The 21,076-nt window shown below is 68.1% G+C and carries 20 protein-coding genes; 13 read left to right on the top strand and 7 right to left on the bottom strand.

Annotation, left to right across the window (positions count from 1 at the left end):
• Window positions 1-120 precede the first annotated feature (120 nt).
• Window positions 121-852: a PIG-L deacetylase family protein gene (locus ACZ45O_RS17465; RefSeq protein ID WP_464854755.1), complete on the top strand. Its 732-nt coding sequence runs from the start codon at window positions 121-123 to the stop codon at window positions 850-852.
• Between the two features lie 345 nt (window positions 853-1,197).
• Here the strand turns inward: ACZ45O_RS17465 and ACZ45O_RS17470 are convergent, their stop codons facing one another.
• The 3 genes from ACZ45O_RS17470 to ACZ45O_RS17480 form a co-directional block, all read right to left on the bottom strand.
• Complete coding sequence (locus tag ACZ45O_RS17470; RefSeq protein WP_464857825.1) at window positions 1,198-1,524, bottom strand: DUF5316 family protein; 327 nt, start codon at window positions 1,522-1,524, stop codon at window positions 1,198-1,200.
• 133 nt (window positions 1,525-1,657) lie between these two features.
• Window positions 1,658-1,894, bottom strand: coding sequence for a hypothetical protein (locus ACZ45O_RS17475; RefSeq protein ID WP_464854757.1), 237 nt, complete (start codon window positions 1,892-1,894; stop codon window positions 1,658-1,660).
• A 203-nt stretch (window positions 1,895-2,097) separates the two neighbouring features.
• Window positions 2,098-3,249: a serine hydrolase domain-containing protein gene (locus ACZ45O_RS17480; RefSeq protein WP_464854759.1), complete on the bottom strand. Its 1,152-nt coding sequence runs from the start codon at window positions 3,247-3,249 to the stop codon at window positions 2,098-2,100.
• A 39-nt stretch (window positions 3,250-3,288) separates the two neighbouring features.
• On the opposite strand from ACZ45O_RS17480, the gene ACZ45O_RS17485 reads away from it, so the two are divergent.
• The gene (locus ACZ45O_RS17485) at window positions 3,289-4,452 is read left to right on the top strand and encodes an exo-beta-N-acetylmuramidase NamZ family protein (RefSeq protein WP_464854761.1); all 1,164 of its coding nucleotides are present in this window, start codon (window positions 3,289-3,291) and stop codon (window positions 4,450-4,452) included.
• On the opposite strand, the gene ACZ45O_RS17490 is transcribed toward ACZ45O_RS17485, so the two are convergent.
• On the bottom strand, window positions 4,434-6,305 hold the full coding sequence (locus ACZ45O_RS17490) for a beta-N-acetylhexosaminidase (protein ID WP_464854763.1): 1,872 nt from the start codon (window positions 6,303-6,305) through the stop codon (window positions 4,434-4,436). The two genes, ACZ45O_RS17485 and ACZ45O_RS17490, sit on opposite strands and share 19 nt — an antisense overlap.
• A 175-nt stretch (window positions 6,306-6,480) precedes the next feature.
• On the opposite strand from ACZ45O_RS17490, the gene ACZ45O_RS17495 reads away from it, so the two are divergent.
• From ACZ45O_RS17495 to ACZ45O_RS17505, 3 genes are all read left to right on the top strand, one after another.
• The gene (locus ACZ45O_RS17495) at window positions 6,481-6,963 is read left to right on the top strand and encodes a thioredoxin domain-containing protein (protein ID WP_464854765.1); all 483 of its coding nucleotides are present in this window, start codon (window positions 6,481-6,483) and stop codon (window positions 6,961-6,963) included.
• Between the two features lie 58 nt (window positions 6,964-7,021).
• The gene (locus ACZ45O_RS17500; RefSeq protein WP_464854766.1) at window positions 7,022-7,675 is read left to right on the top strand and encodes a nitroreductase family protein; all 654 of its coding nucleotides are present in this window, start codon (window positions 7,022-7,024) and stop codon (window positions 7,673-7,675) included.
• Window positions 7,676-7,757: 82 nt separating this feature from the next.
• On the top strand, window positions 7,758-8,027 hold the full coding sequence (locus ACZ45O_RS17505; RefSeq protein ID WP_464854768.1) for a hypothetical protein: 270 nt from the start codon (window positions 7,758-7,760) through the stop codon (window positions 8,025-8,027).
• Between the two features lie 75 nt (window positions 8,028-8,102).
• On the opposite strand, the gene ACZ45O_RS17510 is transcribed toward ACZ45O_RS17505, so the two are convergent.
• Together ACZ45O_RS17510 and ACZ45O_RS17515 are read right to left on the bottom strand one after the other, a co-directional pair.
• Complete coding sequence (locus ACZ45O_RS17510) at window positions 8,103-8,666, bottom strand: YdcF family protein (RefSeq protein WP_464854769.1); 564 nt, start codon at window positions 8,664-8,666, stop codon at window positions 8,103-8,105.
• A gap of 542 nt (window positions 8,667-9,208) precedes the next feature.
• Entirely contained in the window at window positions 9,209-10,351 is a 1,143-nt protein-coding gene (locus tag ACZ45O_RS17515) for a cysteine desulfurase family protein (protein WP_464854771.1), read from the bottom strand.
• A gap of 239 nt (window positions 10,352-10,590) precedes the next feature.
• Here ACZ45O_RS17515 and ACZ45O_RS17520 point away from each other — a divergent pair, with 239 nt between their 5' ends.
• Window positions 10,591-11,916 (top strand): cytochrome ubiquinol oxidase subunit I, encoded by a 1,326-nt coding sequence (locus tag ACZ45O_RS17520; protein WP_464857827.1) that lies wholly within the window; start codon window positions 10,591-10,593, stop codon window positions 11,914-11,916.
• Window positions 11,917-11,946: 30 nt separating this feature from the next.
• Window positions 11,947-12,975: a cytochrome d ubiquinol oxidase subunit II gene (gene cydB, locus ACZ45O_RS17525; protein WP_464854773.1), complete on the top strand. Its 1,029-nt coding sequence runs from the start codon at window positions 11,947-11,949 to the stop codon at window positions 12,973-12,975.
• 70 nt (window positions 12,976-13,045) lie between these two features.
• Here cydB and ACZ45O_RS17530 read toward each other — a convergent pair whose 3' ends face one another.
• On the bottom strand, window positions 13,046-15,049 hold the full coding sequence (locus ACZ45O_RS17530) for a sigma 54-interacting transcriptional regulator (protein WP_464854775.1): 2,004 nt from the start codon (window positions 15,047-15,049) through the stop codon (window positions 13,046-13,048).
• Window positions 15,050-15,332: 283 nt separating this feature from the next.
• On the opposite strand from ACZ45O_RS17530, the gene ACZ45O_RS17535 reads away from it, so the two are divergent.
• From ACZ45O_RS17535 to ACZ45O_RS17560, 6 genes are all read left to right on the top strand, one after another.
• Window positions 15,333-16,541 (top strand): branched-chain amino acid ABC transporter substrate-binding protein, encoded by a 1,209-nt coding sequence (locus tag ACZ45O_RS17535; RefSeq protein WP_464854776.1) that lies wholly within the window; start codon window positions 15,333-15,335, stop codon window positions 16,539-16,541.
• Between the two features lie 73 nt (window positions 16,542-16,614).
• Window positions 16,615-17,523, top strand: a complete 909-nt coding sequence (locus tag ACZ45O_RS17540; protein WP_464854778.1) for a branched-chain amino acid ABC transporter permease — start codon at window positions 16,615-16,617, stop codon at window positions 17,521-17,523.
• A gap of 2 nt (window positions 17,524-17,525) precedes the next feature.
• On the top strand, window positions 17,526-18,494 hold the full coding sequence (locus ACZ45O_RS17545) for a branched-chain amino acid ABC transporter permease (RefSeq protein ID WP_464854780.1): 969 nt from the start codon (window positions 17,526-17,528) through the stop codon (window positions 18,492-18,494).
• 3 nt (window positions 18,495-18,497) lie between these two features.
• On the top strand, window positions 18,498-19,268 hold the full coding sequence (locus ACZ45O_RS17550) for an ABC transporter ATP-binding protein (protein WP_464854782.1): 771 nt from the start codon (window positions 18,498-18,500) through the stop codon (window positions 19,266-19,268).
• A gap of 8 nt (window positions 19,269-19,276) precedes the next feature.
• Window positions 19,277-19,990, top strand: a complete 714-nt coding sequence (locus ACZ45O_RS17555; protein WP_464857829.1) for an ABC transporter ATP-binding protein — start codon at window positions 19,277-19,279, stop codon at window positions 19,988-19,990.
• A gap of 15 nt (window positions 19,991-20,005) precedes the next feature.
• Window positions 20,006-21,004, top strand: a complete 999-nt coding sequence (locus ACZ45O_RS17560) for an ornithine cyclodeaminase family protein (protein WP_464857831.1) — start codon at window positions 20,006-20,008, stop codon at window positions 21,002-21,004.
• Window positions 21,005-21,076 lie beyond the last annotated feature (72 nt).

Raw genomic sequence — 21,076 nt, forward strand, 5'->3', positions numbered from 1 at the left:
GCCCGCTGTCCGGCACGTCGGTGGACGGCGGGGGCGCACTGCAACTCGGAGCTTGATCTGCAATTCAAACTGCAACGGGCGGCCCCATGGCGGGGCCGCACCACTGAGGAGGGGCCTGTGTTGACCGAGAAGAAGGAGATGCGGATTCTGACGATTGGCGCCCACGCGGCGGACCAGGAGCTGGCGGCCGGGATGATCATCGCGAAGTACACAGCCGCGGGCCACAAGGCGTTCGTGCTGAGCCTGACCCCGGGCGAGAAGGGGCATGCCACCCTCTCGGCCGAGGAGTACGCCGAGCAGAAGAAGCGGGAGGCGACCGAGTGCTGCCGGAAGCTCGGCGCAGAGGCGATCTTCCTGAACTATAAGGATGCTGAACTGCCTTACAACGATGAGGTGAGCCTTGAGGTCTGCGACATCATCCGCGACATCAAGCCCGATGTGATCATCACCCACTGGCAGAACTCGATGCACCGGGACCACCGGCACGCTCACAAGATCGCGATGGACGCCCATTTCTTCGCCGCCCTGAAGCGCATTGAACGGGCGAAGCCTGCGCACTGGACCCGCCGGGTCTACTTCTCGGAGAACTGGGAGGACATGGAGGGGTACGAGCCCGACATCTACGTGGAGATCCCGGAGCCCATCTTTGAGCAGTACTGCGACGCGCTCTCCAGCTTCGCCCTGTGGGAGGGCGGAACCGGCTGGCCGTACGCGGACTACTACAAGTCGCTGGCCCGGCTGCGGGGCTGCCTGGGCGGGGGGCTGAACTGGAAGTACGCCGCGACGCTGATGGTGCCCAGGGGAGGCATGGTGCAGCGCTTCGCCGGCGAGCGGCTTCCGCTGGAGTTGTAGGCCTTCTTCCGACGCAGGCTCGCGGCAGCGGGGCCCGGCGCCCGGGGGCGACCTGGATGCGCCTGCGCTCTCGCTACCCGGGCCTTTTCCCGTCAGAGCTGCGGTTGGAAAGAAAGTGCACTTTCGTGAGCGCCAAGTGCGACCTGGGTTTCGGGGATCGTGACTGCGGAAATGCCTGTGGCACAAGGGTTTGCGGAAAGTGCACATTCGTTCCGGCGAAAGCGAACATAAGGCGGTGGCTTCCAGGCTATTGCGAGCGGTGGTGGGACGAGGGGCTCAGGAGCCGAGGTTGGCGTCCAGGGCTCTGGTCGGCGTCCTCCTCGACAGACGGGCGTGGTCCAGAGCCTATCCTGGCCAACACAACAAGAAGGGAGGCAACAGGTGCGTTTTCGGGATCTGCCCGTGGAAACGACACTCTGTTGTCTCCCGGTCCATCGTAACCCTCATGCCTGAGGATTCAGTAGTGATACCACCCACGCAAGTGCCGCTGCTATTACCGCTACGGCGAGGCATGCAATCGTAACCGTCAACCGAAAACGAACGGTCGGCAGGATGCTCTGTGTGGTAGTTTGCCCGAACACGATCGCCACTCGTAAGCACCCCGCTGAATGCGACCGCCAAGAGGAAGGAGATACCAGCTATCCATAACAACAGTGACTCCACAGGCCACACCTCCAATACTGCGCCGCTCCCAACAAACTGTTTTCAATTAGCCGAATACCTTCAGGTACAGCAACCTCCCCTGCCAACCTCTCACGATGGCGGCGTGACGGCGCAGGCCTGCGGGGATCCAGTCCAAGGTGGGTTACGGTGCCCACTGCATCCAGCTGCTACGCTGGCGGTTTCCGAGGGGCAGAATGAACGGGACCAGCAGGAAGAAGCCGGCAACGGCCCACAGCGCGCGTGACAGGTAGACGTGGGCCCACGCAGTGCGAAGCGTCCGCGACCATTCCTCAGCACCAAGTCGCTGCACGACACCCGCAGCGTAAACCGCGGCCACTCCCCCGCAGATCGCCACCACATGCCCGAGCCAGCGATGCATCGATCCTTCCTCCTTCACGGACATGAATCGGTAGTCTGACTAGTTCTACACCCCTATGTAAAGTCACCTCCCTGCTCCATTCGGCAATAAGAGGAGCCATCGAGGGCCTGAGGAGTCTGCCCCTCAGTCCCGATGGCTTCCGAATGGGATTACCTCACGTGTTCCGATAACCCGAGCCGTTCCGCTTTGGGCACGGGGAGGCGCTACCTCAACGCCGCCGCCACGGCGTTGTGAAACCGGGGCCGCAGTCGGATGATGTGGTCGGTGCGGCCGAAGTGCACCCGGTTGGTGAGCAGGGCCACCACCAGGCCGCGGTGGGGGTCCACCCAGAGGCTGGTGCCGGTGAAGCCCGTGTGGCCGAAGGAGCCGATGCTGAAGAGGTCGCCGCAGCTGAGGAAGGCGGCGCCGTCATGGGCGACGATCCAGCCCAGCCCCCGGTGCTCCGGCCCCTGGATGTGCGGGGTCTGGTCGCGGGTTGCGGCGGCGACCGCGGCCGGGGAGAGGACGCCGCTGCCGCCGTCCAGCCACATCTGGCCGTACGCCGCCACTTCGGGGGCGGTGCCGAACAGGCCGGCGTGGCCGGCGATGCCGCCCAGGGCGGCGGCGGTCTGGTCGTGCACGTCGCCGCACTGGTAGCGGCCCAGGTGCTCCCGGTACTCCGTGGCCGCTGCGCTCTGTGCGCGCTCGCCCTCAGGCAGGTAGCCCGTCTCGGCGAGGCCCAGGGGCCCGTGGACCTGCTCCCGCACGAACTGTTCCAGCGGCTGGCCGCTCACTCTGGCGACCAGCTCGCCCAGCAGGATGAACCCCAGGTCGCTGTAGATGATCCGGCTGCCGGGGGCCGCCTCCGGCGGGATCGTGGCGATGCGGGCGATGCGCTCGGCCCGGTCCGCCGCGGGCTCCCGCAGGACCGGGCTGCCGGGCGGCAGTCCGGCGGTGTGCGTGAGCAGGTGGCGGATGCGGATCTCCTCCCGCCCCTCCCCCCGGTACTCGGGGAAGAATAGGTGGAGCGGGTCATCCAGCCGGATCTCCCCCATCTCCACCAGGCGCAGGACGGCCGGCAGGGTGGCCATCACCTTGGTGAGCGAGGCCAGGTCGAAGAGGGTCCCGGGCGTCATCGGCCGGCGCCGGGGGTAGATCGCCGCCCATCCCAGGGCCCGGTGCGCCGCCACCGCCCCGTTCCGGGCGATGACCACCACCGCCCCCGGCAGCCGCTCTGCCGCGATCTCGGCCTCCAGGAGGCGGATGGCCGCTTCCAGCCGGTCGCCGTCGAACCCGGCAGCGGCAGGGCCGGCCGGGTGGAGCCCACGGGGCCAGCGGGTCTCGTACAGGCCGTCGGTCATGGGTACTGCGATCATACGTGCATCAGACTCCTCAACGATACACAAAGGTGAGTGATGAAGTTGGCGAAGGTCAGGCTGGGCAACGAGGTGCTGCTGGAGTCCCGCCGGGCGCTGCTGCAGGGGGTCCGGGTCGGTATTGTCACCAACCATACCGGGGTCAACAGCCGGCTCGAGTCGATCATCGACCTGCTGGCGGCTGACCCGGAGGTGCGGGTGACGGCGCTCTTCTCGCCGGAGCACGGCATCCGGGGAGACGTGGCGGCGGGCGAGAAGGTGGGCAGCACGGTGGACCCGGCCACGGGCCTCACCATCCATAGTCTGTACGGCGAGACCCGGAAGCCGACCCCTGAGATGCTGGCGGACGTGGACGTGCTGCTGTTCGACCTGCAGGATGCCGGGGTCCGCTTCTACACCTACACGTGGACGATGGCCCGTTGCATGGAGGCCGCCGCCGAGCAGGGCAAGCGGCTGATCGTGCTGGACCGCCCCAACCCCATCGGCGGCGTGCAGGTGGAGGGGGGCGTCGTCCAGCCGGGCCTGGAGTCTTTCGTCGGCCTCTATCCGGTGGCGACCCGCCACGGGCTGACCCACGGCGAGATCGCCCGCTGGCTGAACGACCGGTTCCAGCTGGGCTGCGACCTGGTCGTCGTGCCGATGGAGGGGTGGCGGCGTTCCATGTGGTGGGACGAGACGGGCCTGCCTTTCGTTCCGCCCAGCCCGGCCGCCAACGGCCTCGACATGCTCACCCTCTACCCGGGGCTCTGCTTCCTGGAGGGGACGAACCTCTCCGAGGGGCGGGGCACCGCCCTGCCCTTCCAGGTATTCGGCGCGCCCTGGCTCGACGAAACGCGCACGGTGGCGGAGCTGTCCGGCCTCGGGCTGCCGGGCGTCCTCTTCCGGCCGACCTACTTCACCCCGTGTTCGTCCAAGCACCAGGGCCAGTTCTGCCGGGGGGTGCAGGTGCACGTCGTCGACCGGCAGGCGGTGCGGCCCGTGGCCCTGGGCGCCCACGTGATCGCGGCGGTGCGGCGGCTTCACCCCGGGCGCTTCGAGTGGATCCACTGGGGCCGGATCCGCTCACTGGACCGGCTGAGCGGCTCCGACCGGCTCTACCGCGCCGCCGAGGGGGAGCTTCCGCTCGCGGAGGTGCTCGCCGGATGGGAGGAGGAGGCCCGGGCCTTTGCCGCAGAGGCGGCGGCCTACCATCTGTACGACTGAAGCCGGCGCAGCTCCGCCTGCCAGGCCCGGAAGGGCTTCATGCTCATCTCTTCCAGCCCGCCGGGGCGGTTGCGCTGGAGCCACAGCTCCCGGTGCGCGCACGCCACGGCCTCCAGCTCCTGGATGAGCCTGTCCGCAGCCCCCGGTGCCGGCGGGCTGCCCTTCCGCACGCCCTGCAGCGTGCGCCCCAACTCGCAGAGCAGAAGCAGCAGTCTCACTGCGTTGCGGAGCTCGCGCAGGATCAGGGGGCCCTGTGCGCAGCGCAGATCCACCCGGTCGAGGCCGGCGGCGGCGCGCCGCACGGCCTCTTCCTGCGCGTCGAAATCGCACTCGGGCAGGACCTGCCACTCCCGCCAGGTGGCCGCGCTGTGGAAGAGGCGGCCCAGCACGCTGGCGTTGTGCAGCCGGGGCCCGGCCGCCAGGTAGGTGTTGCCCAGATCGTAGAGCACGCCGGCGATCGCTTCTGCACGATCCTGAAACACCATGCGGCTGAGGAAGGGACGCACGTCGGCCACCCGGTTGGCCTCCACGGCCCAGCTCACGGCCGCCCCGTAGGCGAGGGGCAGGTAGGCGACCGGTTCGTAGTCCTGGTGACCGTAGTCGCCCCAGACGGTGTTCAGGAAGCCCACCGCGCCGTGCCGGAGGCCGTGTTCGGCCGCGCTGCGCATGTTGCCCAGGGCGTTGTCGGTGCGGCCGACCAGCGACATCCAGGTGGAGGTGCCGGGGCAGACGTAGAAGGAGATGCCCGCCCGGGCGTACTCGGCGCAGCGCTCTGCGAAGGGGTGGTCGGCCTCGTAGCCCCACTCCAGCGCGATCACGTCTTTCGGCAGCTGCGCCACGGCCTCCGGGTGCTTGATGATGATGTCGCCCCAGAACTGCATGGTGCGGCCCCGCTCGGTGACCAGCCGGTGGATCTTCAGGAGCTGTTCCAGGTAGACGGCGTGTTCGCCCCGCTCGGCCACCGCCTGCCGCGACCGGCCCTGCCCCAGGTCAAAGGTCTCGTCGCAGCCTACGTTAAAATACTGGCTGGTGAAGTGCGGCAGGAGCTCATCGTACAGCCCCGCCAGGAAGGGGATGACCGACGGCTCTTCCGGCGAGAGGGAGTAGGGCTCATTGCGGCGGCCGCCCCAGGGCAGGTCGAAGCCTTCAGGGGCCTCGGCCATGTGCCGGTAGCGGGGATGGATGAGCCACTGGGTCATGTGGCCGAAGGAGTTCTGATTGGGCACCAGGTCGATGAACCGCTCGCGGCAGTACTGGTCCAGGGCCATGATCTCCTCGCCCGTCATCGGCGAGTAGGCCTGCCAGACCTCCGGGTGCTCCCGGTAGGCAAAGGTGTGCTCGGTATAAAGCTGAAACTCGTTGATCTTCAGGTCTGCCAGCAAGTCGACGAAGCGGCAGAGGGTGGCCATGGTGGGCACCTTGCCGCGGCTGATGTCCAGCATCACGCCGCGGCGGGGAAAATCGGGCCAGTCGCGGATGAGGCCGCAGCGCACCTCCCGGCCGCCGGCCAGGAGCTGCGCGAGCGTGGTGAGCCCGTAGGCGGCCCCGGCCGGGTCGGCGGCGGCGATGGTGATGCGCTCCGGGTCCACCGCCAGCTCGTACCCCTGGGCCCGGTCGACCGCGTCGCTCTGCGGGTCGACGACCACGTGGGGCATACCGGCCAGCCCCGCGCCGCTGGCCGTCAGCCGGACCTCGATGCCGGCCCGCAGCGCGGCGGACTGAAACCGGCGGAGCGCGGGCAGCAGCAGGTCGTGGCGGCGCAGCGCCACCACCCAGAGTCGCGCCGGCAGCTGAACCGTTCGGCCCTGCCACGAGACCTCCCGCGGCAGGGGCAGCAAGGTATGGGCGTTCACGATGACACCTCCGCAGAAAGGTCAGCCGGGGAGGGGCCCCCGGCGCCTGTCGGGTATTCTGCCCAATTCGACAGCGGACGGGCGGGCGCCTCCGGGCCGCCGGGGGCCCGGCAGGGTTTATGCCCGGCGATGCGGAATTGAGAAGCAATATGGCCGGAGGAGGTAGACCTGCCCGATGTTCTTCATCCGTCGGTTCTCGTACCTGCTGCTGAGCCTGCTCTTGCTGGTGTTCTTCGGTCTGCTGGGCTGGCGGATGCGGTGGCCGCTCGCGGGGTACATCATCATCCTGGTGTTGACCGCGGCCTTTGCCACCTACTGGGTTGTGGTACGCCGGGGAGCGCTTACCCCCGCCGACCCCCGCAAGAAGCTGAAACGGTCGCGCAGCGGCACCCGGCCGACGGTGCTGCACTTCTACAGCGACTTCTCCCTGAGCTGTCTGCTGAGCCGCCCGCTGGTGGCCCCCGTGGAACGCCAGTACCGGGGGCGCTGCGAGTTCATCTACGTGGATGTCGGCCACCCCGACGCCGCGGGAATGATGGAAGAGCTGAAGGCGCAGATGGGCGACTGGTTCCTGTTCGACCGCACGGGCAAGCTGGTGGGGCACCGCCGCCGCCTGGCCGCCGCCGACATCGAGCGCGTCCTGGACGGCGCATCCTGAACCGAACGGGCACGCCGTGGCATGCACGGCGTGTATTTATGGAAGGGAGTCGTGGAAGATGGAGTACCAGGAGCTGTTCGATCTTGTCCGCACCCGCCGGTCGATCCGCCGCTACAAGCCCGACGACGTGCCCGATGAGATGCTGCAGAGGGCCATTGAACTGGCCACCTGGGCCCCGAGCGGGGGCAACCATCAGTCGTGGCGGTTTACCGTGGTGAAGAACCGGGAGCTGATTCAGAAGATGGCCGATGCCGTGGAGGCGCGCAGCCGGCTCATGGCGTCGTGGCCCGAGGCGGAGCGCTACCGGGAGCAGGCCGACCGCTGGATCAGGAACAGCGCCTTCTTCCGGCACGCGCCGGCCTGCATCGCCGTGCAGGTCGGCGGCTACCAGTCGGTGGCCGACAAGCTGCTGGCCGCCAGGGGCACGGAGGACCCGGCGGCCGCGGAGATGGCGGAGTGGCGCAGGTTTGGGTCGTCCCGCATCCAGACCATCGGCGGGGCGATCATGCTGCTCCTTCTGGCCCTGCACCAGCAGGGGCTGGGTGCCTGCTGGATGGCCGGTCCCCTGCAGGCGAAACGGGAGATCGAGGAGCTGCTGAACATTCCCGAGGGCTGGGAGTTCGTGGCGCTGGTCCCCGTGGGCTTCCCCGCCGAGGAGCGGGTAGGCGCGCCCCGGCGGCCGCTGGATGAGGTCATGGAGGTGATCCGGTAGCCCTGACCCGTCTCCCCTGTATCGTGCGGAGCCTGTGCGGGAACACTGTTAGCGCAGGCAGCACGGGGGGAGTGAGGGCGACGTGCGAACGCGCGGCTGGGGCAGGGGCCGGGAGCGACGCCCGGGGACCGGTGCGGGGCGGCTGCGCCGCGAGGGTCCGTGGCTCTACAGCCGCGGGCGGCGGCGCAGCGGCTGGCTTGCCGTTCTGCTGAGCCGGCTCCGCCGGCGGTGGCGTTCTTTCTGGCACTGGGAGGTGTTGCACGCGATCCGGGAGCGGTACCCGGGCCTTGCCCGGACGCGGGCTCCCGCCTCCGGTGAGCTGCGCCGGTTCCCGCAGCGCACCTGGCACTGAGTACGGGGCGGATCGCCCGCCCGTCTCCCTGAACAATAGCCCCCTGGCAGCCGGTCTGCCAGGGGGCTTTGCCGTTTACAGGTTTCCGTGCAGGGCGTAGGTGCGGACCTTTTCGAGCTCCCGGTAGATCAGCCGCTGGCCCTCATCCGTGTGCCACCAGTTGTCCCGGGTGATGTCCGTGCGCCGGTCGGGGCAGCAGGTGATCACGGTCTCGCGGGGGATATAGTTGGCGATGGTTCGCTTCACCCGGCGCATGTGGTGCGGCGCGCTGACCAGGAGGACGTTCTTGATGTTCTTCCAGCCGATCGCTTCATCTATACGCTTAACCGAGTACTGCACCTGCTCGATGGTGTTGAGGGATTCGCACTCCACGTCGATGGCTTCGGCCGGCACGCCCAGCGCGACCATGTGGTCCCGCAGCCGTTCCGATTCGCAGACGCCGATGCCGCGCTTGTCGCCGCCGGTGATGAAGACCCGGGGGGCCAGCCCGGCCTTGTAGAGCTCTGCCGCGCGTTCGGCCCGCTCGAGCCGCTTGCCGCCGAAGACCAGGATCAGGTCTGCGGGTGTGGGCTCATCCTCGACGAACAGGTACTCGGAGATCTCGCGGAGCGACATGCCTTCATACAGTCTCAGACTCATTGGGCATTCCTCCCTGGCGCTTCAGTATTGGCGCCTGCACTCCCCACTGGGCATCATCCCTGCCGGCACGTTTCCGCCGGGCGCCGGACGGCGGTGTGCCGCGCAGGGAGGGCGTCACCGGGACGGGGGACAAAAATCGCCTTCGCTTCGCAATCAGTTCGCTCACGTCGGACAGCCTGGCCACAGGCCCGGCTCCGCACAGGCTCCTGATTCCGAAACAAAGGCGATTCCGTACGCACACTCTCTGATTCCGGGCAGGCCGCTGCGCAGCCCGCCCAACCAGTCGCGCGGCCCGGCGGTCGCGCGCGGGGTGAGGAGGGGGATGGACTCGGGCGCAATCCAGTACCTGGTCGGAGTGCGGTGCAACGGCCCTCACCTCCTTACCTCGTAAACAGGTTATTCGCCACCCGCAGGGAAATCCCCTGTCGCGGCAGGGGGCTTCAGGCAACTCTTTTTCGATTAGAGCCGAAGGGCCGGCGCGGTCTAGGGGCGGCTACTGCCCGCGCAGTAGCCGCCCCTAGACCTCTGCCCGGATGCGGGGTCTATGGCCCGGCGGGCCCGAGCCGCCGGGCTGCCGTGATCAGGGCGGCGGCGGCGGCGTCGACCTCCTCCTGAGTGGTGTAGCGGCCGACGCTCAGCCGGATGGAGCCCAGCGCCTCACCGGGCGTGAGGCCCATGGCGAGGAGCACAGCGCTGGGCTCGCTCACTCCGGCGTGGCAGGCGGAGCCGGTGGAGGCGGCGACCTCCGGCGCGGCCGCCAGCAGGTCGTTGCCGACCATGCCCTCGACCAGCAGGTGCAGCGTGTTGGGGAGCCTCGGGGCCCCCAGCCCGGTGATGCGCACCGGCAGCGCGGCGGCAAGCTGCTCCTGCAGCCTGTCCCGCAGCGCCGCGAGCCGCCGGGGCTCGCCCGTGGCCAGCTTCAGTTCGGCGATCTCCGCGGCCCGTCCCAGGGCGACGAGGTAGGGCACGTTCTCGGTGCCCGCACGTCGCCCTCCTTCGTAGTCGGCGCCGTGGATCAGCGGGTGCAGGGTCACGCCGCTGCGCACGTAGAGCGCGCCGACGCCCTTCGGGGCGTACAGCTTGTGGCCGGCGACGGTGAGCAGGTCGCAGCCGATGGCCGAGACGTCGACGGGGATCTTGCCGCAGCTCTGCGCGGCGTCCACGTGGAACAGCACCCCGGCCTCCCGGGCGATGCGGCCGACCTCCTCCACCGGCTGGATGACCCCGGTCTCGTTCTGCGCGTGCAGGAGGGTGATGAGGATGGTGTCGGGGCGCAGGGCTTGGCGCACCGCGTCGGGATCCACGCGCCCCTGGCCGTCGGCAGGAAGGAAGGTGACGGCGAAGCCGAAGTGGCGCTCCAGATAGCGGCAGGCCTCCAGGGTGGCCGGGTGTTCGACGCCCGAGGTGATGATGTGGCCCCGCCCCCGGGCGAAGGCGACGCCCTTGACGGCGAGATTGATCGACTCGCTGGCGCACGACGTGAAGACGATCTCGCCGGCCGCGGCCCCGACTAGGCTGGCCACCTGCTCCCGGGCCGTCTGGACGGCTGCCGCGGCCACGGCGCCCAGCTGGTGGTCGGAGTGCGGGTTGCCCCAGTGTTCGGTCAGGTAGGGAAGCATTGCCTCCACCACCGCCGGATCCACGGGGGTGGTGGCATTGTAATCGAGGTAGATCGGCCGCTCCACAATTCGTACCTCCTTATCCATTGGAACCACCGCTTGGCCTGCGACCCCCGCTGTAGGGGAAACTACGGTTAACAATGCAGAATTGGGCATGAGTAAGATTGTTCCTTTGACTCATACCAAGTGCCTAGTGCCGTTGCTAGACTCAAGGTGAAAAAGAGTTGTGACGTGCGTCACAGACAGGAACGAACCAAGTCAAGCGGCAGGATGCCGGGAAAGGATGAGAAGAGTTGGGCGTCACAATGCTAAGCCGGATCCAGTTTGCCTTGACGGTCGGTTTTCACTTCATCTTCGTGCCACTGTCCATCGGCCTGATCATCTTCACCGTGATCATGGAGACCCTGTACGTCCGCACCGGGGATCCCAAGTACAAGACCCTGACCAAGTTCTGGGGCAGACTTTTCACCATCAACTTCCTCCTGGGCGTGGTCACCGGGGTCGCCATGGAGTTCCAGTTCGGCACCAACTGGTCGCGCTACTCGGAGTTCATGGGTGACATCTTCGGTTCGCCGCTGGCCGTGGAGGCCCTCATGGCCTTCTTCCTGGAGTCGACCATGCTGGGCATCTGGATCTTCGGGTGGGAGAAGCTCTCGAAGAAGATGCACCTGCTGGCCGGCTGGCTGATCGCGCTGGGCACCCACCTCTCCGCGGTCTGGATCATCGTCGCCAACGGCTTCATGCAGCATCCCGTGGGCTATGTGCTGCGCAACAACCGCGCGGAGCTGGTGAACTTCTGGGAGGTCCTCTTCAACCCCTACGCCTGGCACACCTACGTCCACACCATCTTCGCCTGCTACAGCGTCGGCGCCTTCTTCGTGCTGGCTGTTGCAGCGTACCACCTGCTCCGTAAGCGCAACGTGGAGATGATGCAGGAAGTCGTCAAGTACGCCACGGTCTTCGCCATCATCGCCACCCTGGGCAACGCCATCACCGGTCACTTCAACGGCAAGAACGTCGCCCTGCGGCAGCCCGTCAAGCTGGCCGCCATGGAGGCGAAGTGGGAGACTCAGACAAACTCCGGGTTCTCCCTGATCGTGGTCCCGGATGAGAAGAACGAGCGCAACTCGATTGAGGCGCTGACCATTCCCGGCCTGACCAGCTGGATGTCCTACGGCAGCATGGACGCCGAGGTCCTGGGTCTGAAGGACGTTCCCGTGAACGAGCGGCCGCCTGTGGCGCTGACCTTCTGGTCGTTCCGCATCATGGTGCTTCTCGGCTTCGTCATGCTGGGCCTGGCCATCGCGGCCTGGTGGCATCGCCGCAAGGGCACCCTCATGGACCGCACGCGCCTCCTGAAGTACCTCATGTGGAGCATTCCGCTGCCGTACATCGCGACCAACCTGGGCTGGATGACCGCCGAGGTGGGGCGGCAGCCGTGGACCGTCTACGGGCTCATCACCACCGCCGATTCGGTCTCGCCGGTTGCGCTCTCTGACGTGATCATCAGCCTCGGCCTCGTGGTGGTCTTCTATGCCATTCTCGTGGGCCTCGACGTATACCTCCTGGTCCGCTACGCCAAGGCCGGCCCCGAGGCTTACGACGAGCGGCAGGTTGCCGTGGCAGACTAACCCACCTGTGTGCAAAGGAGGTATGTACGGATGTCCTACGAGTTGCTGCAGGTGATCTGGTTCGCCCTGTGGGGGCTGCTGTGGGCGATCTACTTCGGCCTCGACGGCTTTGACCTGGGGTCCGGAATGCTGGCCGGCGTCTTCCGGGAGGACGAGGAGCAGCGCCACCTGATCGGGTCGCTGGCCCCGATCTGGGACGGCAACGAGGTGTGGGTGATCACCGCCGGCGGCGTCACCTTCGCTGCCTTCCCCAAGCTCTATGCGACCATGTTCAGCTCGCTCTACCTGCCCCTGTTCATCATCCTGTTCGGCCTGATGTTCCGTGCGGCGGCCATCGAGTTCTACCACCACATGGACTTCGACAAGGGCTGGCAGAGGATCTGGGGCTGGGTCCTGGCCGTCGGCAGCTTCCTGGTGGCCTTCCTGTTCGGCGTGGCCTTCGGGAACATCTTCCAGGGCATGCTGCTGGATGCCCAGGGCTACCACGGCACCATCGTCAGCCTGCTGAACCCGTATGGGCTGCTCACCGGCGTCCTGTTCGTGGTCGCCTTCCTGATGAACGGCGCCTCCTGGCTGGCGCACAAGGCCCCCAACGACGAGCTGCGGGCCAAGGCCGACACGTTTGCCAAGCGCATCTGGCCCGTGGTCCTCGTGGTGGCCGCCGGCTGGCTGGTCTACACCCCGTTCGCCACGAACCTGATGCAGAACTACCTCAAGGCGCCTGTGCTGTTCCTGGTGCCGGCGCTGGCGGTGGTCCTGCTGGTGCTGACCCGGGTGTACATGCAGAAGGGCCAGCACGTGTTCTCGCTGCTGATGGGCTCGCTCACGGTGGGCATCACCGTGATCGCCGGGGTGATCGGCCTCTTCCCGAACATGTTCCCGTCCAAGATCGACCCGGCGTACAGCCTCACGGCGTTCAACTCCTCCAGCAGCCACTACACCTTGCAGTTCATGTTTATTGTGGTGCTCATCTTCCTTCCCTTTGTCCTGCTGTACCAGGTCTGGGCCTACAAGCTGTTCGGCCGGGCCGGTACCGGCAGCGAGGCGGAGCACTACTGATAACCGCCGACCAACCACCAACCAAGGCGCAGGGCTCCCGGTCCGGGAGCCCTGCGCCGTCTTCTTTTTCTCAGGAGATGCCGAGCTGTTTCATCTGATAGTACAGCGCGCTGCGCGAGATGCCGAGCCGCTTGGCCGCCAGTGAGCGGTTCTGGCCCGCCGCCTGCAGCGCCGCCAGGATCGCGGCCCGCCGGGCCTCCCGCGCCGCGGAGGAGAGGTCGGAAACCGGCGGGGCGGGCGGAGCGCCTACACCGGCGGGCAGGGAGGGCGGAGCGGCCGCGCCGGCGGGCAGGGCGCCCGCAGCGGCGTGGGGTGCGCCTGCGCCGACGTGGGGGTTGCCGGACCCGGCAGGCGGAAGGGCCCCGGCGAGCGGGACGGCGGGGTCTGCGGCGCCCGGCGGGAGCGGCGCGGATGCGGGCGGGTCAGGCGCCCGCGCGGCTGACGGGCCGGAGGCGACCGCGCGGGCGGCGGACGTTGCCGCAGCGGATGCGTCGGGGGCGGACGACGCGGGGGACGCCCCGGCCCCCGACCCCTCGGCGCGGCGGATGGCGGGCGGCAGGAACTCCGCCTTGATCATGCCGTCGTCGCTGAGCACCACCAGGCGCTCAATCACGTTGCGCAGCTCCCGGATGTTGCCCGGCCAGGCGTACTCCATGAAGGCTACCATGACGCCGGGCTCGATGCCCTTGATGGACCGCCGGTGGCGGATGGCGAACTCCCGGGCGAACTGGTGGACCATGTCGGCCAGGTCGTCCAGCCGCTCCCGCAGGGGCGGAACCTCCAGGGTGACCACGTCCAGCCGGAAGTAGAGGTCCTCCCGGAAGCGGCCCTGGCGCAGCATCTCCTCAAGGTTGCGGTTGGTGGCGGCGATGATGCGCACGTCGGCCAGGCGGGGCTTTTCGCTGCCGAGCCGGTAGAAGCGCCGGTCCTGAAGCACCCGGAGGAGCTTCACCTGGGTCTCCAGGGGCAGCTCGCCGACCTCGTCCAGGAAGAGCGTGCCGCCCTGGGCGAGCTCCAGCTTCCCGGCCTTGCCCTTCTGGTCTGCGCCGGTGAAGGCGCCGCGCTCGTAACCGAAAAGCTCGCTCTCGAAGAGCGCGGGCGGAATCGCGCCGCAGTTGATCGCCACGAAGGGCTTGTCCCGGCGCTCGCTGGCGTCGTGAATCGCCCGGGCGAAGACCTCCTTGCCCACGCCGCTCTCGCCGCGGATCAGCACGGTCGCGTCGGAAGCGGCCACCCGGCGCGCCATGGCTACGGTGCGCTGGATCGCCTGCCCCCTTCCGCTGATGCGCTGGAAGGGGTCGCCGTTCTCGCGGATGCGCGAGATCTCACCCGCCAGGGCCCGGTACTCCGACGTGGTCCGGTCGAGCTGCTCGTGCAGCTTTACCATGTTGGTGACGTCCTGCTCCACGGCCAGGGCCCCGATGATGCGGTCGCCCAGCCGAATCGGGTGCGCGTTGATGATCACCCACGTGTCGGGGCGGGGCTCGTGCAGCTTCTGATGCACCGAGGCGCCGGTGGCCAGGGCCCGCAGGCTGTACTGCTCCCGGCCGGGGAACAGGTCGGCCAGCGGCCGGCCGGTGGCCTCCTCAGACTTGAAGCCGTAAAGCCGCTCAGCCGCCGGGTTCCAGCCGCTTACCCGCCCCTCCTCGTCCACCATGCAGACGCTCTCCTCCAGGGTGTTCATGAGCGCGGTGAACTGCGCCTGCAGCCGGCGGTGGGCCTCGTGGAGGGACCGGCTGACGTCGGCCCAGCAGAGAATGCCCACCGGCGCTCCGTCCGCACCCGTCACCACCGTGATCCCGCGGCCCGGCTGCAGCATCGCGGCCGCCACCGGCAGGGTGGCGGGCACCACCTGCACCGGCAGCCAGGGGAAGCGCTCCAGCTCCGCCGCAGGGTGGTGGCTCAGATAGTCGGCCAGCTGCTCGCTGGTCGCCGCGCCGGACGGGCGGCCCCGGTGGGTGCGGATTACGATCAGCCCGGGCTCCCGGGGCAGCTCGCCGCTGAAACCCTCCACCTCCAGCAGGGAGAACCTCCGCGACATCAGGTCTGCAACCGTCAGCAGGGAAAGGCCCATGAGTCAGTACCCCCTGTCCGAGTGTCCGAACACCTGGAGCTGTGTCGGAATTCTAACACAGGGTCTGTGCGAGTTTCAATACACTCTAGCTTGTTATTCAAAATACTATCAGATTTTGCGACGCTTTATCGCGTTGGCATGATGATTGCATACAGCATGGGGATCAAACACCGGGGATCCTGCGGAAGTGCGTCAGCTGTGCCCGAGGCCCGGGGGGCGCCCCCCTGGCCGAAGGCTTTTCACCTCGCAGATAAAGAAAGGTGCGAAAAAGGAGAGGAGAGCGATGGTACCCTTCCGGAATCTGCGTCGACTGTCCAGTCTCTTGCTGGCCCTCGCGCTGGTGGTGCTCGCCGGGTGCGGCTCCGCGCCGTCCCAGCAGTCCCCCAGCCCGGCGGGCGGCGGCACCCAGACCCAGCCCAGCGACCAGGCGCCCGCCCCGGCTGAGGGCGACATCGTGATCGGCGCCGTCCTCCCCATCACCGGCGGCAGCGCCAAGATGGGCCAGGACATGCAGAACTCCATCGAGATGGCCTTCGAGGAGATCAACGCGCAGGGCGGCGTCCTCGGCCGGAAGCTGAAGCTGGAGGTGCAGGACGACGCCTGCGACCCGCAGTCCGCAGTGGCGGCGGCCAATAAGATCGTCAGCATGAACGTGGTGGCGGTCATCAGCGGCTACTGCAGCGGCGCCTTCCTGCCCACCGAGGCCATCTACCACAACGCCGGGATGGGCGTCGTCGTGCCCGCGGCCAACGCGGTCAGCCTGACCGAGCAGGGCTACGAGGAGATCAACCTCATCAACGCCACCAACCGGGACCAGGCCCGCACGGCGGCCGATTACATGGTGAACCAGTGGGGCGCCAAGAAGGTCGCCCTCATCCACGACAACTCCGCCTTCGCCCGGGAGCTGGCGGAGCTGACGCGGGAGAACCTCGAGGGCCTGGCCGAGGTGGTCGCCTTTGAGGCCATCACCCCCGGCGAGAAGGACTTCAGCGCCATCCTGACCAGCATCAAGAGCAAGGAGCCCGACGCCATCTACTTCACCGCCTACTACGCCGAGGGCGGCCTGATCATCAAGCAGGCCCGCGGCCTGGGCATCGATGCCAAGATCATGGTGGGCGACGGCGCCAATGACCCGACCCTGGTCGAGATCGCCGGCGCCGAGAACGCTGAGGGCGTGGCCATCACCACCAGCCCGGGCGCCTTCGACTTCACCGGCTCCAGCGACTGGATCCCGCGGTACCGGGAGAAGTACGGCGAGCCCGGCCCCTACAGCGTGCACGCCTATGACGCCGCGTACGTGGTGGCGGAGGCCATCAAGCAGGCCGGCACCACGGACCGGGCGGCCGTGGCCAAGGCGATCCGGAATATCAATATCGAAGGCATCAGCGGCCCGATCTCCTTCACCGAGACCGGCAACCGCAAGGACGGCTACTTCATCGTGCTGGAAGTGAAGGACGGCGAGTTCACGGTGGTGCAGGGCGCCCCCCGGTAAGCGGGACGGCGCGGCGACGGGGCCCACGACGCAAGGCCGTGGGCCCCTGCCAACCCCATGAAAGGGTGCGACTATGTCACAGTTTCTGGAACAGCTTCTCAACGCACTGGTGATCGGCTCTTTCTACGCGCTGGTGGCCCTGGGCTACAGCATGGTCTACGGCATCATCCGCCTGATCAACTTCGCCCACGGCGACCTGTACATGCTCGGCGCCTTCTTCGGCTACAGCGCGCTCCTGCTTCTCGGGCGCATCTCCCTGGGGAGCGGCGTGACGGGGGTCCTCCTCGCGATGCTGATCGCCATGGGCATGACCGGCGGCCTCGGCGTCCTGGTGGAGCGGGTCGCCTACCGGCCGCTGCGGGGAGCCCCGCGCATCATCCCGCTCATCACGGCCCTGGGGATGTCGCTCTTCCTTGAGAACGCGGTCATGGTGTTCAAGCCGTGGGGCGCCAGCTTCCGGGTCTACCCGGTGACGCTGGGCCGCGCCGGCTTTGACCTCTTCGGCGTGCACATCGGCTATGCCCACCTGGCCATCTTCGCCATGGCGCTCTTCCTGATGGTGGGGCTGCACCTCTTCGTGGAGCGGTCCACCTACGGCAAGGCGATGCGGGCGGTGGCCTTTGACCTGGAGGCGGCCCAGCTGATGGGCATCAACGCCAACCGGATGATCTCCCTGGGCTTCTTCCTGGGCTCCATCATGGCGGCGGCCGCCGGTGTGATGGCCGGCCTCTACTACGGCCAGATCAACTTCCTGATGGGCTTCATCGTCGGCCTGAAGGCGTTCACCGCCTCGGTCCTGGGCGGCATCGGCAATCTGCCCGGGGCGATGGTGGGCGGCATGCTGCTGGGGGTGCTGGAGGTCTTCGGCACGAGTTCCGTGGGCGGCCAGTGGAAGGACGTCTTCGCCTTCGGGGCCCTGATACTGATCCTGGTCTTCAAGCCCACCGGCCTGCTGGGCGAGAGGACCGCGGGGAGGATGTAGCCATGAACACGGTAAACGCCCGCAGCGCGGGACCGGACCGGGGCCGCCTGGCGCGGACCGGGGGCGTCGTCCTCCTGCTCGCGGCCGCGGTCGCGCTGCCCTTCGTCTCGTCCAGCCCGTACGTTCTGGACATCGCCATTCAGATGCTGTTTTACATGGCCCTGGCCCTGGGGCTGAACGTGGTGGTGGGCTACGCGGGCCTGCTGGACCTGGGCTACGCGGCCTACTTCGCCGTGGGCGCCTACACCCTGGGCATCCTGACCAAGACCTTCCAGGTCAACTTCTGGCTGGCCCTGCTGGCCGCGGGCGTGTTCGCCATGCTCCTGGGGTCGTTCATCGGCATGACCGTGCTGCGCCTGCGCAGCGACTACCTCACCATGGTCACCCTGGGCTTCGGCGAGATCATTCGCATCACCGCCAACAACCTGAAGATCACCGGCGGCCCCACCGGCATCTTCGGGATCATGGCCCCCAAGGTGTTCGGCCTTTCGCTGGGGCAGCCGCGCAACATCTACTTCGTCATGCTGATCGTGGTGGTGCTGAGCACCATCGCCATGGCGCGGCTGGGCAACTCACGCGTGGGGCGGGCCTGGGCCTGCCTCCGGGAGGATCAGGACGCCGCGGAGGCCATGGGAATCAACACCCTGGGCTACAAGCTGCTGGCGTATCTCACCGGCACCTTCTGGGGCGGGCTCACGGGGGCGTTCTTCGCGGTGAAGATGACGGCCGTTTCGCCCGGCAGCTTCAGCTTCATGCAGTCGGTGACGGTGCTGCTGGCGGTCGTGATGGGCGGCATGGGCAGCGTTCCCGGCGTCGTCCTGGGCGGCGCGCTGGTCATCCTGCTTCCCGAGATGCTCCGGGCGGTCTCCGACTGGCGCTACCTGGTCTTCGGCGCCGCCCTGGTGCTCCTGATGCTCTTCCGGCCGGCGGGGCTCTGGCCCGCCCGGCACGCCGGAAAGGAGGAGGTGTAGCGGATGCCGCTGCTCAGCGTGGAGAACGTTACGCTCACCTTCGGCGGCCTGACGGCCATCCGTGACCTCTCCTTCCAGGTGCACGCCGGCGAGATCGTGGGCCTGATCGGGCCCAACGGCGCGGGCAAGACCTCGATCTTCAACTGCATCACCGGCTTCTACCAGCCGGCGTCCGGCCAGATCGTGTTCGACGGCCGGTCGGTGCTGGGGCTGCGCCCCCACCGCCGGACGGAGCTCGGCATGGCGCGGACCTTCCAGAACCTGCGCCTCTTCCCCAACCTGACGGCGGCCGAGAACGTGATGGCGGGCGCGCACTGCCGGACCCGCGCGGGCCTGTTCACGAGCATGCTCCGCACCCCGGCGCAGCGGCTCGAGGAGCGGCAGGTGCGGGAGATGGCCCTCCACTGGCTGGAGTTCGTGGGGCTGGCGGACCAGGCCAACCGGTTCTCCAAGAACCTGCCCTACGGCGCCCAGCGCCGGCTGGAAATCGCCAGGGCCATGGCCTCGCAGCCGAAGCTCCTTCTGCTGGATGAGCCGGCGGCCGGCCTCAACCCCGCCGAAAAGGAGTCGCTCATGGAGCTGATCTACAAGATCCGCGAGGGCGGGGTCACCCCCCTGCTCATCGAGCACGACATGAGCCTGGTGATGCGCATCTGCTCCAGGCTGGTGGTGCTGGACCATGGCGAGAAGATCGCCGAGGGCGATCCGGAGAGCGTGCGGAACAACCCCCGGGTGATCGAGGCCTACCTCGGCAAAGAGGAGGAGGGGGCGTAGCCATGGCCATGCTGGAACTGAGCGGGATCCACACGTTCTACGGGGCCATCGAGGCCCTGAAGGGGATCAGCCTGAAGGTGGAGGAGGGCGAGGTGGTGGCCCTGCTGGGCAGCAACGGGGCCGGCAAGTCCACCACCCTGCGGACCGTCTCGGGGCTTCTGCGTCCCAGGCAGGGGGAGGTCCGGTTCCAGGGGCAGCCCATCGCCGGCCTGCCGCCGGATGAGATCGTGAGGCTGGGCATTGTGCAGGTGCCCGAGGGCCGCCGCATCTTCGGCCCCCTCACCGTGGAGGAGAACCTGGAGATGGGCGCCTTCCTGGCCCGGGGCCAGAAGGCCCGGATTCAGGAGGACATGGCGCGGGTCTACGACATGTTCCCCCGCCTGAAGGAGCGGCGGCGGCAGCTCGCGGGCACCCTCTCGGGCGGCGAGCAGCAGATGCTGGCGGTGGGCCGCGCCCTTATGGCCCGCCCCAGGCTCCTGATGCTGGACGAGCCCTCCATGGGGCTGGCCCCCAACCTGGTCCAGTTCATCATGCAGACCGTCCGGGAGATCAACCAGCAGGGCGTGACGGTGCTGGTGGTGGAGCAGAACGCCCGGTCGGCCCTGCGGCTCGCCACCCGGGCTTACGTGATGGAGACCGGCCGCATCACCCTGGAGGGGCCGGCGGCGGAGCTCGCCCGGAACGAGCAGGTGGTGGCAGCTTACTTGGGAGGAGGACGCTGAGACCAATTGCCGAGCGTGCGCATTCTCGGGGCACGTGACCAGATCGGGATTCTGACCATGGAGGAGGCCATCGATGCGGTGGCTGCCGCACTGATGGAGTTTTCGGCCGGGCGTGCCGACTCGCCCATGCGCACGGCCGTGCCGGTCACCGAGCGGAACGGCACCAGCCTGTTCATGCCCGCCCTGGTGGCGCGGGCCGGGGGGCTGGGGGTGAAGTTCGTCTCGGTCTTTCCCCAGAACAAGACGCTGGGCAAGCCCACCATCTCCGGGGTGCTGGTGCTGGCGGATGTGAAGACCGCCGAGCCCATCGCCCTGCTGGAGGCCTCCTACCTGACCGCCCTGCGCACCGGCGCGGCGACCGGGCTCGCCACCCGGCTGCTGGCGCGGGAGGACGCTCACACGGTCGCGATCATCGGCACCGGCGCGCAGGCCCCGTGGCAGCTCCGGGGGATCATGGCGGTCAGGGAGATCCGGGAGGTGCGGCTCTACAACCGCCACCCCGACAAGGCCTACCGCTGCAGCCAGGAGATTGCGGCGCAGCTCCCGCCGGGGCGGCAGCCCCGCATCGTCGTCTGCCTCACCCCCGAGGACGTGGTGCGCGGGGCGGACATCGTGGTGACCGCCACCAACTCGTTCACGCCGGTCTTCCCGGCGGGCCTGGTGGAGCCCGGCATGCATGTGAACGCGATCGGCTCCTTCCGGCCCACCATGCAGGAGCTGCCGCCCGGCGTGATCAGCCCGGCGGCGAAGGTGGTGGTGGAGTCGCGGGAGGTCGCTTTGGAGGAGAGCGGCGATCTGGTGATTCCCGTGCGGGACGGCCTCTTCCGGCCGGAGGACATCTACGCCGAGCTGGGGGAGATCGCCGCCGGCAAGAAGCCGGGCCGTGCCGCCGACGACGAGGTGACGGTCTTCAAGTCTGTGGGCCTGGCCGTGATGGACGTGGTGGTCGGGCGGGCCATCTACGACCGGGCGGTGGCGATGGGGATCGGGCAGGAAGTGGACCTGGGGCTCTAGCGGGTCTGGCCGTCGGCGTCCCCTCCCCTCTTCGCCGGTACCGCGCTGTTCGCTGTCACATACACACCTGTT

The sequence above is a fragment of the Symbiobacterium turbinis genome, assembly GCF_055383075.1.

Excerpts from the sequence above, each read along its gene's own strand:
- cydB (WP_464854773.1), top strand. The coding sequence starts at position 11,947 with ATGTCCTACGAGTTGCTGCAGGTGATCTGGTTCGCCCTGTGGGGGCTG.
- ACZ45O_RS17545 (WP_464854780.1), top strand. The coding sequence starts at position 17,526 with ATGAACACGGTAAACGCCCGCAGCGCGGGACCGGACCGGGGCCGCCTG.
- ACZ45O_RS17535 (WP_464854776.1), top strand. The coding sequence starts at position 15,333 with ATGGTACCCTTCCGGAATCTGCGTCGACTGTCCAGTCTCTTGCTGGCC.
- ACZ45O_RS17530 (WP_464854775.1), bottom strand. The coding sequence starts at position 15,049 with ATGGGCCTTTCCCTGCTGACGGTTGCAGACCTGATGTCGCGGAGGTTC.
- ACZ45O_RS17510 (WP_464854769.1), bottom strand. The coding sequence starts at position 8,666 with ATGAGTCTGAGACTGTATGAAGGCATGTCGCTCCGCGAGATCTCCGAG.
- ACZ45O_RS17480 (WP_464854759.1), bottom strand. The coding sequence starts at position 3,249 with ATGATCGCAGTACCCATGACCGACGGCCTGTACGAGACCCGCTGGCCC.
- ACZ45O_RS17520 (WP_464857827.1), top strand. The coding sequence starts at position 10,591 with ATGCTAAGCCGGATCCAGTTTGCCTTGACGGTCGGTTTTCACTTCATC.
- ACZ45O_RS17500 (WP_464854766.1), top strand. The coding sequence starts at position 7,022 with ATGGAGTACCAGGAGCTGTTCGATCTTGTCCGCACCCGCCGGTCGATC.
- ACZ45O_RS17550 (WP_464854782.1), top strand. The coding sequence starts at position 18,498 with ATGCCGCTGCTCAGCGTGGAGAACGTTACGCTCACCTTCGGCGGCCTG.
- ACZ45O_RS17540 (WP_464854778.1), top strand. The coding sequence starts at position 16,615 with ATGTCACAGTTTCTGGAACAGCTTCTCAACGCACTGGTGATCGGCTCT.
- ACZ45O_RS17485 (WP_464854761.1), top strand. The coding sequence starts at position 3,289 with ATGAAGTTGGCGAAGGTCAGGCTGGGCAACGAGGTGCTGCTGGAGTCC.
- ACZ45O_RS17475 (WP_464854757.1), bottom strand. The coding sequence starts at position 1,894 with ATGCATCGCTGGCTCGGGCATGTGGTGGCGATCTGCGGGGGAGTGGCC.
- ACZ45O_RS17555 (WP_464857829.1), top strand. The coding sequence starts at position 19,277 with ATGCTGGAACTGAGCGGGATCCACACGTTCTACGGGGCCATCGAGGCC.
- ACZ45O_RS17495 (WP_464854765.1), top strand. The coding sequence starts at position 6,481 with ATGTTCTTCATCCGTCGGTTCTCGTACCTGCTGCTGAGCCTGCTCTTG.